Genomic DNA, 15,843 nt, shown 5'->3' with positions numbered 1-15,843 from the left:
CATCGAGTTGAGTTGTATTGTTGCCGCCAGCGATCGGACCGAATATGTGCAGGCGATGATCATGAAGAAAAATCAACAGGGTCAGGGACGCGCAACCCTTCGGGACGTCGCCGACGCCGCCGGCGTTTCCATCATGACCGTGTCCAACGTCGTGAACGGAAAGACCGCCCGCGTCAGCGATGAAATCCGGCTTCTCGTCAAGGAAAAGATCAAAGACCTGAAATATGTGCCGCATCTGCGCGGCCGCGGCCTGCGGCTGGCGAAAGACTTTGCGATCGGCCTGGTCATGCTGCATCCGGAGCGGCGCTTCCTCAACGACCCCTTCAACACCGAGGTCGCGGCCGGCATGAGCAACAAGCTCGCGCAGAACGGTTACGGCCTGCTGATCTTCGGGGCGCAGAATTCGAAGGATCTCGAAAACAAGCTGCCGCGCATTTCGCAGCTGGATGCCCTTGCCGTCTACATCTTCGGCGACACCGCTCAGCGCGACGCTGTCTATACCAAGCTCGCCGCGCTCGGCCTGCCCATGCTCCTCATCGGCGACGAGGCGAACGACAGCCTGGCGGATGCCAGTTTCGTACGCCAGACGAACGAGGAAGGCGCATTTCAGCTGGCCGAGCTTGGGCTTTCGAATGGCGCCCGCAAGATCCTGTTCATGCGCCCGGACCATTTCTGGCCGGCCATGGCGCAACGCGAGCTCGGGGCCCGCAAGGCAGCGGCCGGACGCGCCGATGTCGAAACCATGATCTGCACGGAAATCAACTTCCAGGCCGTCGTGAGCCAGGTGAAGACGCGGCTGTCGGCCAACCCGCCGGATTTCGTCATGGGCGGCAACGACCTGTTCGGCATTGCCGCCACGCAGGCGGCGCTTCAGCTCGGCTTCTCCATCAAGAAGGATCTGATGATCACCGGCTTCAACGGATTCGCCTTCCGCGAATATTCGATGCCGCTCCTGACCTCCATGCGCTCGCCTGCCTATGAAATCGGCGAGGCGGCGGCGGCGGCGCTGTTGAAGCGGATTACCAAGGGAAGTTTCCCAGGCGGCAAAGTGCTGAACGTCGAGTTCCTGCCAGGCGATACCTGCGCCTGACGGCAACCCCCGCAATGGCTGGCCTCGCGGCCGGCATCGATGCACAAGTTGCAAAGCACAGCTTGGATGCGGCGGCCGCCAGCAAAGTGGGCATTCGCCTGGCTGCGTTCCCTCAGACCCCGCCCGGGCAAGGCGGCTTCCATGGCCAGCTCCATGAGGCCGATGGTCGGCCGGCGCGATATATTGTCTGCCGCCCCGGTTCATCCAGCAGCATCCATCAGCAACTTGAGATCGCGGTTACGTGCATTCCCGCACCCAGACTAAACCTGAACGAAATGCCGCTCCGAGACCTCATGGTAGCTGCGCCTGGGCGGGTTATAGCCAAGGGGGCGGACAGGGCTTCTCGTCTCGTCGCCGGAAAGGCATCGCCGGAGGGTGCGCCGGGCGGGGTCGGGTATCGGGACGGCAGCCATCAGCTTCTTCGTATAGGGATGCTGCGGGTTTTCGAACACCTCCCGTCGCGGGCCGATCTCGACGATCTCGCCGAGATACATCACCGCCACCCGGTGGCTGACCCGCTCCACGACGGCCATGTCATGGCTGATGAACAGATAGGCGAGGTTGAAGCTCTGCTGGAGGTCGAGGAGGAGGTTGCACACCTGCGCCTTGACCGACACGTCGAGCGCCGAGACCGCCTCGTCGGCGATGATCACCTTCGGATCGAGTATCAGCGACCGCGCGATCGCGATGCGCTGCCGCTGGCCGCCGGAGAATTCGTGCGGGAAGCGCCGCATCATCTCCGGGCCGAGCCCGACCCGCCGCAGGAGGTCGGCCGCCTTGTCCCGCGCCTGCTGCTTGGTGCCGAGGCCATGCTCGATGAACGGTTCCATCACCGCCGCCCCCACCGTCATGCGTGGATCAAGGCTGGCGAACGGATCTTGGAACACCATCTGGATATTGCGCCGCATCTTGTGCAGCGACCGGCCGTCGAGGCCCATCACATCATGCCCGCTGAGCGAGACCGCCCCGCCCGTCGGCTCGACCAGCCGTATGATCGAGCGCCCCGTCGTCGACTTGCCGCAGCCGGATTCACCGACAAGCGACAGCGTCTCACCGGCTTTCAGGTCGAAGGACACGTTCTCGACCGCATGCACCGCACCGCTCTTGCGACCGAAGAGGCCCGAGCGGATGTCGAAGCGCGTCGTCAGGTTCTTCACCTCCAGAACGGGTCGCTCACCGGCAACGGGCACAGGCCCCTCGCTTTCCGCCTGGCGCGTTTCGCCGGTCACGATGTCGATCACCGGGAAGCGCATGGGCCGGGGCCGTCCCGCCATCGAGCCGAGACGCGGAACCGCCGAGAGCAGCGCCCGCGTATAGGGATGCCTTCCGCGGCTGAAGATATCCCCGGTCGCGCCCGTTTCCACCGCATCGCCGCGGAACATCACGATCGTCCGGTCGGCGACTTCGGCCACCACGCCCATGTCATGTGTGATGAAGAGCACCGCCATGCCCTCCTCTTCCTGCAGCGTCTTGATGAGGTCGAGGATTTGGCCCTGGATCGTCACGTCAAGTGCCGTCGTCGGCTCGTCCGCAATCAGGAGCTTTGGTTTCGAGGCGAGCGCCATGGCGATCATCACGCGCTGGCGCATGCCGCCGGAGAACTGGTGCGGATAGTCGTCGAACCGGCCCTTGGCGTTCGGAATGCGCACCTTTTCCAGAAGCCGCGTCACCTCTGCCCGCGCCTCGCCCCGGGAGAGGGCGCGATGGCAGGTGATCGCTTCAGCGATCTGCTTGCCGATCGGGAAGATCGGGTTGAGCGAGGTCATCGGCTCCTGGAAGATCATCGAGATGTCGTTGCCGCGGACCTTGCGCATCTCCTCCTCGCCGAGCGTCAGCAGGTCGCGCCCGCCGAGCGAAACCTTGCCTTCGATCCGGCTCGAATGTTTCGGAAGCAGCCGCATGATCGACAGGGACGTCACGCTCTTGCCGGATCCGGACTCGCCGACGATCGCCACTGTCTCACGCGGGGCAATCGAGAAGGAGAGGTTGCGGACGACGGGCTTCCACTGGTCGCCCGACCGGAACGCAGTCGTGAGATCGCTGACGGACAGAACCGGCGGCTGGGCGGAAGGTATGTCCATCCTGTTTTCCCTTCTGGAGCGGCCGAAGCCAAATCGCTTCGGCGGTCGGACAATGCGGCAAACCGAACTGCGCTAGGCGGCGGTATGGATCGGATCGACCGGATGCTTGGCCAGCGGAAGCACGTCGATATCGTACATCCAGGGGTTGGCCGGCAGGCTGGTAATGATCTCGTGCAGCTGCGTTGCATCCGCTGCGCGCCACAGACCCCAGTTCTCGAAGCGGCAGGGCACACGCCACATGCGCACCAGGTGCCCCTCCTTGATCAGCTCGGCGGCGTGGGCGCGCTCGTCGCGGATCACCTTCGCCTTCAATTCCGGATCCATGTCGTCAGACCAGCGCAGCTTGATGTTGACCAGAAATTCCATTGCATGTTCCCTCATGATGTGACGTCCAGATCCTTGATGATGGTGTTTGCGGCGTTGTAGCCGGGGATGCCGGTGACATAGCCACCCGGCCAGGTGCCGCCGCCCGAGAGGTAAAGCCCGGAAAGCGGCGTGCGATAATCGTGCGCCTTGCGGTGCGGGCGCGCACCGAAAAGTGCATTCGGCAGCATGTCGCCATGCGTGATGTTCGACTGGACGAGACCCAGCTCGTCCTCGATTTCGACGGGATTGAAGTAGCGAAGCCCGATGAGGCGCCGGCGCAGGTCCGGCATGTAGTTGGCAAGCGCGTCTATGCAGATGTCGGCGAAACGCTCGCCCGCCTCCGGCCAGCTGCCTTCCGCAAGCGCATAGGGTGCATGCCAGGCGTTGACGCTGAGGAGATGGCAGCCCGCCGGCGCCATGTCCGGCGAGGTCACCGATGGAATGAGGCCCCACATGATCGGACGCTCCGCCAGCCTGCCGGCCAATCCGTCCGCAATCGCCCGCTCGATATAGTCGAGCGAGGGCGCGATGCGGAACTGCACCTGCGCCGCCTGCGCCGGGTCGACATCCGCCGGCAGGCCGGCATAGCGGGGCACCCCGTCGAGCGCCAGCACCAGCTTGAAAGCGGAGCCCCGCATCGGCACGGCGGCGATCTCGCGCCTGACGTCGGCGCCCACGGCCTCGTCGTCGAGCATCTTGCCGAAGAGGGGCCTGGGGTTGATCGCCGACAGCACGACCGGTGCCAGGAATTCATCGCCCTTGACAGTGACGACACCCCGGGCCCTACCCGCGGCATGCAGGATCCGCTCGATCGGTGCATCCTTGAGGATGGTCGCGCCATGCGCAAGGCAACAGGCTTCGAGCGCGTCGATGATGGCGCCCATGCCGCCGACCGGAAGGCCGGTGGAGCCGCGAAGCGCTGCACGCCGTGGATCGTCGTCGTCCAGCGCCGCATAGGAGGCGAGCGAGATCGGCCGCATCATCAGGCCCACGGCCGAGCCGGGCGCAGACGGCGGGGTCAGCGTCGCGTTGAGCGCCAGCATGCCGAGCAACGCCTTGGTTTCCTCCGATTTCAGCCGCTCGTCGAGCAGCTGGCGCAGGCTGCCGCACATCACGCGGTCGAAAAGGCCGGCGAGATGGCCTGGCACGTCGCGGGCGGCATGGACCAGATCGGGAGAGGGCGCGAACATCGACGCACCCAGATGCCGTCCGAGTTCCTCCAGATCTGACAGGAGGCCGAAATAGCGCTCCGCCTCGCCCGGCGCATAGGCGTCGAACTGCGCCGCCAGCCGGCCCCTGTCGCGCCAGCCGATGAAGGCGCCGCGCGGAAACGGGTGGACGACGGTCGGGTCGGTGCGAATGAACTTCAGGCCGAAATGCTCCAGCTGCAGCTCGGCGATGAAGCGCGGCTCGAAACTGCCGGGCGAATTGGTGAAGGCGCAGCGGTAGCCCGGCAGGAACTCGAAGGTTCCGCAGGGGCCTCCGAGCGTCGGCCGCGCCTCGATCAGCAGCGGCCGCAGCCCGGCCTTGGCGAGATAGGCGGTCGCAACGAGACCGTTGTGCCCTCCCCCCACGACGATGGCGTCGTATGTGCCAGTCGATATATCGGCAATGTTCGACATGCGATTTCCATTTTGCTTGCGAAAGTGGGGGCGGCCGAACCGCCCGCGTTCATGGCGGGGCTACTGCGGCAGCTGGTCGTTGGAGAAGTAGGCGGTCGCCTCCTTCTTGCCGAGCATCGAGCCGAATTCGGCGAGCGTCTCGTTCATCGCCTCCCAGTCCGCCTCGGCCATCCAGCCGAGCGGCTTGCCCTCGCTGTGCCTGGTGTGGAGCGAGGCCTCGTAGGCCTCGAGCACGCTACGGTGGAACTCGGCCGGCTGGGTGTTGCCGGAGACCTTGAGGAAGATCCCGACGGCTTCGTCCTTGTGGGCGAACGTGTACTCCATGCCCTTCCGCGTCGCGGCGAGGAAGCGCTTCACGATGTCGGGATTCTGCGCCAGGTAATCGTTGTTGACGACGATGCCGAAGCCGAGATTGGTTACGCCCCAATCGGCATATTTCAGGACCGAGACCTCCTTGCCCTGCGCCTTGAGCTGCGGGGCGTAGAAATAATCGTCGCCGCTGATGCAATCGAGCTGGCCGGAGGCAATGCCGGCGAACTTCGCGTCGCCGGGCATGTTGACGAGCGAGATGTCGGTCAGTTCGAGGCCGTTGGCCTTGAGGAAGGCGGGCAGGATCTGGCCGTCGGAACCGGTCGGCGTGGAGCCGATGCGCTTGCCCTTGACATCGGCCGGCGTCTTGATGGACGGGTCGGTGCAGATCAGCGAGATCGGGCCCTGCTGCCACCAGCCGGCGACGGCGGTGATCGGCACGCCCGCGGAGACCGACTGGGCGACGGTGGAAAGGTTGGCATGGCCGATCGGATCGGCATTTTCCCCGACCACCATGGTCGTGGTCTTCGACCCCTGCCCCTGTGCGATCTCCACGTCGAGATCGACCTCGTCGTAAAAACCCTTCTCCTTGGCGAGGATCATCGGCGTCTGTCCGGCCCACCAGCTCCAGTCGAGGCGCAGGCGGATGCTGTCGGCAGCAAGGGCCGTCGTGCTCATCAGGGCAAGGGCGAGGAGCGTGCCGCCCGTCTGCTTGAAATGTCTCATGTCCGGTTCCTTTCCAAGGATGTCAGGCTGCGTCTTCGGCGTCGTCACGGATGACGCCCATGCGTTCGAAATGAATGAGGATCTGGTCGACGATCGCGTTGAATTCCGGCGTGCCGCGCACGGAGAGCCGGCGACGGCGCGGCAAGGCTACGTCGAGCACTGCTTCGACGCGGCCGGGACGCGGCGCCATCACCACGATGCGGTCGGACAGGAACACGGCCTCCTGGATGGAGTGCGTGACGAAGACGACGGTCGGCCGCGAGCGCAGCCAGAGCGACTGGAGGTCGACCATCATCTGGTCGCGGGTGAGCGCATCCAGTGCGCCGAACGGCTCGTCCATCAGCAGCAGCGACGGATCGTGCACGAGGGCGCGGCAGACGCTGACGCGCTGGCTCATGCCGCCCGAAAGCTGGTGCGGATAGGCGTTCTCGAAGCCGGCCAGACCGGCTGCGGCCAGGAGGTCCTTCGCCTTCGCGCGGTATTCGGCATCCGGCAGCCCGCGCGCTTCCGCCTGCAGGAGGATGTTGTCGATGACGCTGCGCCATTCCAGGAGGACCGGCGACTGGAAGACGAAACCGAGGTCCGTTTCCGCCTTGCTGACCGGCCGGCCGCCGATGCGAAGCGTGCCCGAAGTCGGGAAATCGAGACCGGCGATGATGCGCAGCAGCGTGCTCTTGCCGCATCCGCTCGGCCCGACGATGGAGAGAAACTCGCCCGGCTGGATATCGATGGAGGTCGGCACCAGCGCCTCCAGACCGGCGTAGGACCGCGAGACCTTGTCGATGGTGATGGATTTGCCCATGGCGCGCTCCTCAATGTCCGTCGCTGCGCTGCGAGCGATGCCACGGCATCACGCGCGCCTCGACGAATTGCACGATGGCGAAGCTGACGACCCCGATCAGGACCAGAAGGATGAGGGCGGCGAACATCAGCGCCGTCTGCAACTGTCCGCTGGAGAGCAGGATCAGATAGCCGAGGCCGCGATCCGAGCCGACGAACTCGCCGACCACGGCCCCGACCACGGCAAGCGTCACGCAGACCTTCAGGCCGCCGAAGAGGCTCGGCAGCGCATGGGGCAGATAGATCTTGCGGAACATCTGCGCCTGCGAAAGCCCCATCGTCCTGCCGAGGAAGATCATGTCCTGCGGCACGCTCTTCAGCCCCACCACGCCGCTGATGACGACCGGGAAGAAGGCCATCAGCACGCCGACGACGATGTTGGTGTGCAGGCCGAAGCCGAGCCAGACGAGGATGAGGGGCGCCAGCGCGACCTTCGGCACGGCCTGGCTGGTGACGAGCAGCGGATAGACCGCATCCTCGAACCAGCGGAACCGCGCGATCAACACCGCCAGCGGCAGCGCGATGACGATGCTGAGCAGGAAGGCGATCAGAGTCTCGAACGCTGTGATGCCCGAATGATAGATCAGCACGGGGAACTGCGAGATCAGCGTGGAGGCCACGGAACCGGGCGACGGCAGGAGATAGGGCGCCGGCTTTGCGACCGAAACGACGACCTGCCACAGCACGATGATCACGATCAGCGACAGGAGCGGGTAGACCACGCGGGATATCTTCATGGGAAACCCCGTGCCTCCGCTCGCCTGCATTGTCATATCCGTCTGGCTCATCGTGCTCTCCGGGTCGATCCTGATGGGTGATGGCGGGAGGACAGGTGCCTCCCGCCATCACCGCCTTTTCAAGCGGCGTTTGCCGTTCTGGCCGAGGCGGCTGGAACGAAGCCTTCGCGGAAGAGCTTCAGCCAGTTTCCGCCGGCGATCCTGGCGATCTCCTCGCCGGAAAAGCCGCGCTTTTCGAGACCTTCCAGGATGTTCGGGAAATCGACGGGGGACTGGAACCAGGACGGCCACTTGGAAAAGCCCTTGATCGGGATGGCGCTCTCGCGCGCCCAGCGGCCGGCGCGCCACCACTTGATCTGGCTTTCCGGCCAGCCGTCATAGAAGTCCGTGCCGAGGCCGACATGATCGGTACCGACGAGATCGACCGTCCAGGAGACCATGTCGAGGAAGGTGTCGAGCGTGCAGTCCGACCCGTTCTTCATGATCTTCGGATAGTTGCTGAGGCCGATCACGCCGCCGGTTTCGGCGAGACGCTTGATCAGCGCCGTCGACTTGTTGCGCCGGTTCAGTTCGATGTCCGTGCCGACGAATTCCTGCGGATTGGCGTGGGTGACGGCAATCGGGCGTGAAGAATATTCGATCGCGTCGAAGCAGGTGCGCTCCGTGCAATGCGAGACGTCCACCACCATGCCGACGCGGTTCATCTCCGCGATGACGTTGCGGCCGAAGAATTTCGAAACGCCGGCCTCGTCGGGCTCCCAGCATCCCGAGGCGACGCGGTTCTGGACGTTGTAGGTGAGCTGCGCGATGCGCACGCCGAGCTGGTAGAAGATTTCGATCAGCTCGATGTCGTCTTCGAAGGGCGAGGTATCCTGGAAACCGTAGACAACGGCGGTGCGCCCGGAGGCGGCGATGCGCTCGATGTCCTCACCCGTCGTCGCAAGCGCGATCAGGTCGGCGTTCTGCTCGAGAAGGCGGTTCCATTCGCCGATCACGGTCAGCGTTTCGCGCGCATTCTCCCAGATCGACAGCGTGACATGCACGCAGCCGACGCCGCCGCGCTTCCACTCCTCGAAGCGGGCGCGCTCCGGCTTGTTGTATTGCAGGGCGTCGATCAACAGGGGCTTTCTTGCCGATAGTGTCATCGGATTTCCTTTCCGTTCGAATGTCAGTTTGCGAAGGGGTCGGCCGCCGGGCCGTATTCGACGACGATCGCCTTGACCTGAGAGAACTCGTCCATGGCCTCGACGCCGTTCTCGCGGCCGATGCCGGATTGCTTGTAGCCGCCGAAGGGGACACGCAGGTTGATCGCCCGATAGGTATTCACCCAGACGGTCCCGGCCTGCAATTGCCGCGAGACGCGGCGCACGCGGCCGACGTCGCGGGTCCAGAAACCAGCGGCAAGGCCGTATTCCACGCCGTTCGCCATGGAAATCGCCTCCTCTTCCGTCTCGAAGCGCTGCACGGTGACGACGGGCCCGAAGATCTCCTCACGGCAGATCCGCATGTCGCTCGAAACATCGAGAACGATCGTCGGCGCAATCCAGTAGCCATCGATGAATTCCGGTCCGAGATCGGGCTTTGGGCCACCGGAGGCAAGGCGCGCACCCGCCGCCACCGCCTCGTTCACGAAGCCGTTGATGCGCTCGTATTGCCGCCTGTTCGCGACCGGGCCGATATGTGCCTTCGGCGAGGCGGGATGGCCAAGGCGAATGCGGCTCACGGAGGCGATGTAGCGTTCGACGAAGCTGTCGTAGATTTCGGCCTGCACGAGGATGCGCGAACCGGCGACGCAGGTCTGGCCGCTGCCGGAAAAGGCCCCTTGCGTCGCGGCAATCACGGCGCTGTCGACATCGCCATCGGCAAAGACGATATGGGCCGACTTGCCGCCCGCCTCGCAGACGAAACGCTTCATGCCGGCGGCGACCTTCGCGCCCAGGACCTTGGCCGTTGCCGTGCTGCCGGTGAAACTCACCATCTGCACGCCGGGATGGGTCGCGAGCGCCTCGCTGGCCACCGCATCGCCGATCACCACATTGACGATGCCGGCCGGAAAGCCCGCTTCCATCGCCAGTTCCGCAAGCGCGATGCTGGAGCCCGGCGCTTCTGCCGGCGGCTTCAGGATGACCGCGTTGCCCATGGCGAGCGCCGGCGCCAACTTCCAGGAGCCGAGCGAGAGCGCGCCGTTGAACGGCGTGATGGCGACGACGACACCGAGCGGCTCGCGAACGATGCGGGCATCCGCGGTGCGCGAAACGGTGCGGAAGACATCGTCATGGGTGTCGAGGGCGCTCGCATAATAGTCGTACCAGGCGGCGGTCGCCTTCATTTCCGCGGCGGTGGCGGCATGGCTCTTGCCGTTGGCGAGGCTTTCCAGCGCGCCGAGGCGATCGGCATTGGCGGCGATCAGGGCGCCCAGCCGGCGCAGGAGCGATGCGCGCTCATATCCCGTCATCGACGCCCAGGGCGCCGAGGCGAAGGCTTTGGCGGCGCTGGCGACGGCGAGTTCCACGGCTTCGTCGGAAACGAAGGCACTTGCCCAGACCGCACCGGTCGAGGGGTCATGAAGCGGGATCTTCCGGCCGGCCGGCGCGATCGCGGCGCCGCTGACATAGGAGGTGAAAACGTCCTGTTGGGCGGATGTGGGCATTGTCGGGGTCGGGTCCGTTTGCAGCGCGAGGAGAGACATGGCCGGCTCCTTCACAGTTTGATTTTCGGGTTGAAGTACGAGTAGAGGACATCGACGGCGAAGTTGATCAGCACGAAGGCCAGAGCGAGGATCAGGATGCCGCCCTGGATCAGCGGAATGTCGCGGGTCGAAATCGCCTGGTACATGGCAAGGCCGATGCCGGGCCAGGAGAAGATCGTCTCGGTCAGCACGGCGCCGCTGAGCAGGAAGCCCATCTGCATGCCGATCACCGTGATGATCTGCGGCATGGCGTTCGGCAGCGCATGGCGCAGCACCACGCGGGACTCCCGCATGCCCTTCGCCCTCGCCGTGCGGACATAATCGCTGTTGATGACCTCCAGCAGCGAGGAGCGGGTCATGCGGGCGATCGTGGCCAGCGACCAGGCGGCAAGGGTGATCGACGGCAGGATCATGTGGGCTATGAGGCTGAGCATGCCATCGCCGCCGCCGACGCTCTGCATGCCGGCGACCGGCAGGAGGCGCAGATGGAGGCCGAAGATCATGATGAGCACGAGACCGAGCCAGAACGACGGCATGGAATTGAAGAACAGGACGACGACCGAAAGCGACTGGTCGCGCAGCGAACCCGGTTTCAGCGCAGCCCAGGTGCCCGCCGCAACGCCGACGATGGCGGCGAGGATGATGGCGGCGACGGCGAGAAGAGCCGTGTTGCCGAGGCGATCGAGGATGACGGTCGCGACAGGCTGCGCGAAGGTGAAGGACTGCCCGAGATCGCCCTGCAGCAGGTTGCCGACATAGATCAGATACTGGACATAGGCCGGTTCATGCAGCCCCATGCTGAGCCGCAGAGCTTCCTTTGCCTCTTCGGAGGCCGTGGCGCCGAGCAGCATGTCGGCCGGATCGCCGGGAATGATCTTGGCGAGCAGGAAGGTCGCGATCGTGACCCCGATGATCACGGGAACGATCTGGAACGCGCGTCTGAGGGCGAACACGAGCATCGTTTCAGTCCCGCTGCTTGTTGAAACGTGGATCGAGATAGTCGCGGGCACCATCACCAATCAGGTTGAAGGCGACGGCGAGGACGACGATGGCAAGACCCGGAATGGTCGCGACATGGGCGGCGGTCGCCAGCGCGGTGCGGCCGCTCGACAGCATCTGGCCCCATTCGGGAGCGGGCGGCTGCGGGCCGAGGCCGAGAAAGCTGAGGCTCGACGACAGGATGACGTTCCGCCCGGTCTGCAGCGTGCCGTAGACGATGGCCGGCCCGAGGATGTTCGGCAGGATGTGCCGGAGCGCGATGCGCCGGGCACGGAAGCCGAGGGCATGGGACGCCTCGATGAACACCTCTTCCTTGACCTGCAGCACCGCGCCGCGAACGATGCGGCCGAAGGCGGGCACGGTGACGACGACCATCGCGATGATCATCGACGACAGGCCCGGCCCGAGCGCCGCGCTGATGCCGAGCGCCAGCAGGATGCCCGGAAAGGCGAACATGATGTCGAAGAACCGCATGATCACGGTATCGACGAACCCGCCGATGTAACCGGCAATCATCCCGAGCAGGCCGCCGATGCCGAGTGCAATGACCGTCGGGACGATCGCCACCAGCAGCGCATAGCGCGTGCCGTGGATGAGGCGGCTCAGGATATCGCGCCCGAGTTCGTCCGTGCCGAGGAGGTTCCATCCGGAGAACACACCCTTGTAGCGGGCGAGCGGATTGGCTCTCAACGGGTCGAACGGCGATATCCAGTCGGCAAAGACGGCGGCGAAGACGATGACGGCCAGGATGCCAAGTCCAATGGCCAGCGCGGGATTGTCCAGGATGCCGCCAAGGGCTCTTCGCCATCTGCGTGCGGGCCTGACTGTCTGTTCGATCACGGTCGTCATCGTTCTCTTCCGTCGCGGTTCTGCGATCAGGCGGCGTACCAGAGCTTGCCGAGGTTCGGGATCTGGTCCTTCAGGCCGACGGCGCGCAGCGCCCGCCAGAGCGTCGCCTGGTTGCTCGACACGACGGCCGCACCCGTATCCATTTCGAGATAGGGGAGGATCGGGAAGGTGCGGTAGGTGCCGCAGGAAATCAGGATCGCGTCGCACGTGCCGGCGGCCTTGAAAGCCTCTTTGCCCAGCTTGTAGGCGCTGTCGGCGTCATGCACGCTGGCATCGAAGGGATCGGTGATCTGGAGGCCCAGCATGGAGGCGATCTTGAAGCCCTTGGCCTCCATGAAGGCGCCCATCTTCTCGTTGACCTCGTCGGAATAGATCGTCGCGACGGCGATCGAGGTCGCACCCAGCGCCTTCAGCGCATCCATCTGTGCCGCCATCATCGTGATGGCCGGAATGCCGGTCTCGGCCTCGATCTGGGCGCAGACCTCCTCGTCGTGGCCGACGCCGCGCAGGAACGTGCCCGGCGCGCCGCACTGGACGATGAGATCCACCTTGGCGGTTGCCAGCTGGCGCGAGGCCTCCAGCACCTGCGACATCATCACCTTGAGGCCGTCCTCGTCGACCCGCGGCACGATGGTCCGGGCATCGGCGAAGGCGACGCCGACGGGCGCCACCGACCGCCATTCCTCGGCTCCCTCGATCGCCGTCGCCGGCCTCATCTGCCCGATACGCGCGCGCCAACCTAACATCATCTGTGTATTCTCCTCTTTCAAATCCTAATTAAAACAGCAGGTTACTTTACCTGGATGCGGGGGTAGTCGATGAAGACGGACCTTGCCGGCAGGACGCCGCCGACACGGGCGCTCAGCACGCGCGGCAGGCGATCCTGGTAGAGGAAGATCCACGGGCTATCGTCGGCGATGCGTTCGGCCGCCTGCCGATAGAGGTCGAAGCGCCTGGCCTCGTCGCTTTCGCCGCGCGCCTCGGTGAAGAGCCGGTCGGCCTCGGCATTGGTGAACCAGCCGCGATTGACGCCGCGTGGCGGCTGCTGGTCGCCGGCGAACATGCGCTCCAGCCAGTAGGCGCTGTCGGCACCGGTCGTCCAGCCGTTGAACGAGCCCTGGACGTCATCCTTGTAACCGGGACCCTCGGTCGAGACGAGCGTCGCGAATTCCAGGAACTGCGGCTCCAGCGTGATGCCGACCTCGCCGAGATCCTGCTGCAGGAGAGCGATGACTTCGGAGGCCTGGCCGAAACCGGGGCCGCTGTTCGGCGCCATCAGCTTGATGGTGACGCCGGTCGAGAAACCGGCCTCGGCCAGCAGCGCCTTCGCCTTCGCCGGATCGTAGGCATAGGTCGATCCGGTCGTGCCCGGCAGCTCGTTGCCCGAGGGCACCGGGCCGCCGAGCGGCGTGACCTGCCCGTTGAGCAGGGCCGCCAGATTGTCGCGGTTGACGGCGTAGTTCAGCGCCTGGCGAAACAGCTTGTTCTCCGTGTACTGCGCCTTGGTGTTGAACCGCACGAAATACTGGTTCGCCGGCTCGGGATACTGGACCTGCAGGCTGGGATCGACGGACAGCTGGGCGATCTGCTGCGAGCTTGCGCTCGGGATGATGTCGACCTGGCCGGTCTGCATGGCGATCGCCATGGCGGTCGGGTCGGTCACGGGCCGGAAGATGAGGGTATCGACGGCGGCCGCGCCGCCCCAATAGGCGTCGTTCCGCTTCAGGTCGAGTTGCTGCCCCTGCTGAAAGACCTCCAGCCGGAAGGGGCCGGTTCCGACGGGGTTCAACCCCATCGCATCCCCCTTGTGGGCGGCCATCGCCGTCGGGCTGATGATGCCGGAGCGCCGGTCGCTGAGAAGGCGCAGCAGACCCGAAAACGGCTCCTTCACCTTGATCTCGAAGGTCTGCGCATCGATCGCCGCCGTACCGGCGATCCAGCGGGTCAGGAAGGTCATGTTGCCGGCGGCGCGCTCGTCATAGAGCGGCGAGGCCTTGTCCATGATCCTGGCGAAATTCGCCTGAACGGCTTTCGCGTTGAAATCCGTGTCGTCATGGAACTTGACGCCGGAGCGCAGCGTGAAGCGGTAGACGAGGCCGTCATCGCTCACCGTCCAGCTTTCGGCGAGGCCGCCCTTCAGCGCCGGCGCCGTGTCGGTCACGACCGAAAGATCCTCGCGGACGAGCGGATCGTAGATCGCGTCGATCACCCGAAGACCCGGCGTGCCGGTCATGCGGTGCGGATCCAGCGGCGGTATGGCGCCTTCCGAACCGATGACGACAGTCTGCGCCAGCGCGGAAACCGGCGCCACGAGGGCGGAACTGGCGACAAGGCAAGCGAGGGCCGTCGCCAGGCGGCGTTTCGTCAACATATTCAACATCCTGTTCCCCTTGTTGGTTGGGTTTCTTCCGCGCCGAGGATGAGTGGCTGCGACCCGTGGCCATCATTAAAGGTGCCAGGGTTCAATAAATCAAATTGAAAAACTTTCCGGATTGATCACAATGATCTATAAATAAACGTCTGGAGATACTCGATGGCCGGCCCACAACCACAGGCTCTGCCCTCCCCGTCCTACACCGCGACCATCCGCCACCTGCGGGCGTTCCTCAGCGTCGCGAAACATCGTAGTTTCACGCGCGCGGCCACGGAGCTGCATCTGTCGCAGCCTTCGCTGACCATGACGATCCAGCAGCTGGAGGACATCGTCGGGGGAACGCTGTTCGACCGGACGACGCGCAACGTGATCCTGACGCAGGAGGGAACGGATCTCTTCCCGGTCGCCGAACGCGTCGTTGACGATTTCGACCTGGCGATCCGCAACATCCGGCTGACGGCCTCGAGCCGCAACAGCTGCATCCGCGTCGGCGTCGTCAGCTCGATCGCGACCAAGATCATGCCCCGCATCCTGGAAGGCTTCCTCGCCTCCCGGCCGGGCCTACGCGTCCAGCTGCGCGAGGGAAACTCGAACGACGTGCGCCGGCTCGTGCGGCGCAACGAGGTGGACATCGGCTTTGCCAGCATGGACGGTCCCGATGCCGAGCTCGTGTTCAAGCCGCTGTTCAGGGACCAGCTCGGCCTTTTCCTTCGCCACACGCATCCCCTGCACGCGGCCGCGAAGGATGGCGTGCTGCGCTGGGCCGACCTTGCCAACCACAATTTCGTCGGCCTGACGCTGGACACGGCGACCGGCCCGATCCTCTCGCAGATGGAGCACCTTCCCGAATCCATCCGCGTGCCGAAATACGAGGTGTCGACCTATCCGACGCTCTGGGCACTCATCGAAAACGGCCTCGGCATCACCACCGCGCCGGCGCTGGCGGCGGAGTTCCTTCCAGACAACCGCATCGCCTTCCTCGGGCTCACCGATCCGGTCGCGTGGCGCAGCGTTTATATTGTCAGCCGGCTCGGGCGCGCCTTCCCTCCGATGGTAACTGCCCTCGTGAAAACGGTCGAGGCGGAACTTGCCGCGATTTCCAACGGCCATTCGAGGATCACGACGTCCGGAATACCGGTTTCCGAAGAATGGTAACCGCAG

The 15,843-nt window shown here is 65.0% G+C and carries 14 protein-coding genes; 2 read left to right on the top strand and 12 right to left on the bottom strand.

Going from position 1 to position 15,843, the window contains the following annotated elements; genetic code table 11:
* Positions 1–61: 61 nt before the first annotated feature.
* Complete coding sequence (locus AABQ55_RS07000; protein WP_244768048.1) at positions 62–1,090, top strand: LacI family DNA-binding transcriptional regulator; 1,029 nt, start codon at positions 62–64, stop codon at positions 1,088–1,090.
* 260 nt (positions 1,091–1,350) lie between these two features.
* Here AABQ55_RS07000 and AABQ55_RS06995 read toward each other — a convergent pair whose 3' ends face one another.
* The 12 genes from AABQ55_RS06995 to AABQ55_RS06940 all read right to left on the bottom strand — a co-directional run bounded on the left by AABQ55_RS06995 (position 1,351) and on the right by AABQ55_RS06940 (position 14,679).
* A complete protein-coding gene (locus AABQ55_RS06995) occupies positions 1,351–3,171 on the bottom strand; it encodes an ABC transporter ATP-binding protein (RefSeq protein WP_272804508.1) in 1,821 nt (606 codons plus the stop codon).
* 72 nt (positions 3,172–3,243) lie between these two features.
* Positions 3,244–3,537, bottom strand: a complete 294-nt coding sequence (locus tag AABQ55_RS06990) for a muconolactone Delta-isomerase (protein ID WP_244768050.1) — start codon at positions 3,535–3,537, stop codon at positions 3,244–3,246.
* 11 nt (positions 3,538–3,548) lie between these two features.
* Complete coding sequence (locus AABQ55_RS06985) at positions 3,549–5,159, bottom strand: phytoene desaturase family protein (protein ID WP_272804507.1); 1,611 nt, start codon at positions 5,157–5,159, stop codon at positions 3,549–3,551.
* 60 nt (positions 5,160–5,219) lie between these two features.
* Positions 5,220–6,194, bottom strand: coding sequence for an ABC transporter substrate-binding protein (locus tag AABQ55_RS06980; RefSeq protein ID WP_244768052.1), 975 nt, complete (start codon positions 6,192–6,194; stop codon positions 5,220–5,222).
* A gap of 22 nt (positions 6,195–6,216) precedes the next feature.
* The gene (locus AABQ55_RS06975) at positions 6,217–6,996 is read right to left on the bottom strand and encodes an ABC transporter ATP-binding protein (protein WP_272804506.1); all 780 of its coding nucleotides are present in this window, start codon (positions 6,994–6,996) and stop codon (positions 6,217–6,219) included.
* A 10-nt stretch (positions 6,997–7,006) separates the two neighbouring features.
* Positions 7,007–7,771 (bottom strand): ABC transporter permease, encoded by a 765-nt coding sequence (locus AABQ55_RS06970; protein WP_338417066.1) that lies wholly within the window; start codon positions 7,769–7,771, stop codon positions 7,007–7,009.
* 119 nt (positions 7,772–7,890) lie between these two features.
* The gene (locus AABQ55_RS06965) at positions 7,891–8,916 is read right to left on the bottom strand and encodes a dipeptidase (RefSeq protein WP_272804504.1); all 1,026 of its coding nucleotides are present in this window, start codon (positions 8,914–8,916) and stop codon (positions 7,891–7,893) included.
* A 23-nt stretch (positions 8,917–8,939) separates the two neighbouring features.
* Positions 8,940–10,460, bottom strand: a complete 1,521-nt coding sequence (locus AABQ55_RS06960; protein WP_272804503.1) for an aldehyde dehydrogenase family protein — start codon at positions 10,458–10,460, stop codon at positions 8,940–8,942.
* 11 nt (positions 10,461–10,471) lie between these two features.
* Complete coding sequence (locus AABQ55_RS06955; protein WP_272804502.1) at positions 10,472–11,419, bottom strand: ABC transporter permease; 948 nt, start codon at positions 11,417–11,419, stop codon at positions 10,472–10,474.
* Positions 11,420–11,423: 4 nt separating this feature from the next.
* On the bottom strand, positions 11,424–12,308 hold the full coding sequence (locus AABQ55_RS06950; protein WP_244768058.1) for an ABC transporter permease: 885 nt from the start codon (positions 12,306–12,308) through the stop codon (positions 11,424–11,426).
* Positions 12,309–12,334: 26 nt separating this feature from the next.
* Entirely contained in the window at positions 12,335–13,057 is a 723-nt protein-coding gene (locus AABQ55_RS06945) for a maleate cis-trans isomerase family protein (protein ID WP_244768059.1), read from the bottom strand.
* 41 nt (positions 13,058–13,098) lie between these two features.
* Positions 13,099–14,679, bottom strand: coding sequence for an ABC transporter substrate-binding protein (locus AABQ55_RS06940; protein ID WP_272804501.1), 1,581 nt, complete (start codon positions 14,677–14,679; stop codon positions 13,099–13,101).
* A 162-nt stretch (positions 14,680–14,841) separates the two neighbouring features.
* Between AABQ55_RS06940 and AABQ55_RS06935 the strand changes: the two genes are divergently transcribed.
* Complete coding sequence (locus AABQ55_RS06935) at positions 14,842–15,837, top strand: LysR family transcriptional regulator (protein WP_244768061.1); 996 nt, start codon at positions 14,842–14,844, stop codon at positions 15,835–15,837.
* The last annotated feature ends 6 nt before the right edge of the window (positions 15,838–15,843 follow it).

Source organism: Shinella sp. WSD5-1 (assembly GCF_963942435.1).
Classification (GTDB): Bacteria; Pseudomonadota; Alphaproteobacteria; order Rhizobiales; family Rhizobiaceae; genus Shinella; species Shinella yambaruensis.
Note: the sequence above shows the minus strand (reverse complement) of the source record. Positions and strands in the feature narration are given on the sequence as shown.

Coding starts and splice junctions, on each gene's coding strand:
- AABQ55_RS07000 (WP_244768048.1), top strand. CDS start 62: ATGAAGAAAAATCAACAGGGTCAGGGACGCGCAACCCTTCGGGACGTC.
- AABQ55_RS06995 (WP_272804508.1), bottom strand. CDS start 3,171: ATGGACATACCTTCCGCCCAGCCGCCGGTTCTGTCCGTCAGCGATCTC.
- AABQ55_RS06990 (WP_244768050.1), bottom strand. CDS start 3,537: ATGGAATTTCTGGTCAACATCAAGCTGCGCTGGTCTGACGACATGGAT.
- AABQ55_RS06985 (WP_272804507.1), bottom strand. CDS start 5,159: ATGTCGAACATTGCCGATATATCGACTGGCACATACGACGCCATCGTC.
- AABQ55_RS06980 (WP_244768052.1), bottom strand. CDS start 6,194: ATGAGACATTTCAAGCAGACGGGCGGCACGCTCCTCGCCCTTGCCCTG.
- AABQ55_RS06975 (WP_272804506.1), bottom strand. CDS start 6,996: ATGGGCAAATCCATCACCATCGACAAGGTCTCGCGGTCCTACGCCGGT.
- AABQ55_RS06970 (WP_338417066.1), bottom strand. CDS start 7,771: ATGAAGATATCCCGCGTGGTCTACCCGCTCCTGTCGCTGATCGTGATC.
- AABQ55_RS06965 (WP_272804504.1), bottom strand. CDS start 8,916: ATGACACTATCGGCAAGAAAGCCCCTGTTGATCGACGCCCTGCAATAC.
- AABQ55_RS06960 (WP_272804503.1), bottom strand. CDS start 10,460: ATGTCTCTCCTCGCGCTGCAAACGGACCCGACCCCGACAATGCCCACA.
- AABQ55_RS06955 (WP_272804502.1), bottom strand. CDS start 11,419: ATGCTCGTGTTCGCCCTCAGACGCGCGTTCCAGATCGTTCCCGTGATC.
- AABQ55_RS06950 (WP_244768058.1), bottom strand. CDS start 12,308: ATGACGACCGTGATCGAACAGACAGTCAGGCCCGCACGCAGATGGCGA.
- AABQ55_RS06945 (WP_244768059.1), bottom strand. CDS start 13,057: ATGATGTTAGGTTGGCGCGCGCGTATCGGGCAGATGAGGCCGGCGACG.
- AABQ55_RS06940 (WP_272804501.1), bottom strand. CDS start 14,679: ATGTTGACGAAACGCCGCCTGGCGACGGCCCTCGCTTGCCTTGTCGCC.
- AABQ55_RS06935 (WP_244768061.1), top strand. CDS start 14,842: ATGGCCGGCCCACAACCACAGGCTCTGCCCTCCCCGTCCTACACCGCG.